Annotated in this window: 1 pseudogene; it reads right to left on the bottom strand. The window is 43.9% G+C overall.

The features are described from left to right. Nucleotides 1-665, bottom strand: a pseudogene (locus tag F887_RS14875) (hypothetical protein); the annotation flags it as partial.

Here is a 665-nt window from a genome sequence, read left to right as displayed (position 1 = left end):
ACATTGCTGATCGTTGTATTGGCAGCATCAATGCCTGATTTGGTGATGCTTGGACCACCAGCAATACTCATACCATCATTATTAATGGTGGTATCACCTGCCTTAATGCTGTTTACATTCAGGTCTTTAGCAAGTTCAATTGCGACTTTTCCTTCTTGTACTTTGGTGGTGATGTTTTCATCTGCACCGATAACATCAACTGCTTCACCCAGTTTCTTCTGAACAGTGGTGCCATCTTGTGCGGTTAAGCCAAAGCCTTTATCAGTTAAGTCTTGTCCAGCTTTATCTAACTGATCTTTGTTGACTGCATCTGTTCCTGCTACACCAGGACCAACATTACTAATGGTATTACCTGCTGCATCGATACCTGATTTGGTCACGCTTGGACCACCTGTAATGGTCATCCCATCATTGTTAATCACGGTATCGCCAGCAGTGACACTATCCACTTTCAAGTCTCGGTTCAGGCTGTACTTGATGTCATTGCCTTCTTTGGTTACTTGTAAGTTTTCTTCGCCATCTGCTGTACCAATATCAACCGTATCGCCTGCTTTCACTGCACCAGCATCTGCACCATTACTTTGTAAGGTCCAACCTTTATCCAATGCTGTGATTGCATCTCCAACATTGTTTACATCCGCGCCATTCACCGTATAGTTCGGTGC

The organism is Acinetobacter sp. NIPH 2100 (assembly GCF_000369805.1).
Taxonomy (GTDB): Bacteria; Pseudomonadota; Gammaproteobacteria; order Pseudomonadales; family Moraxellaceae; genus Acinetobacter.
This window is presented reverse-complemented; position numbering and strand designations above follow the sequence as displayed.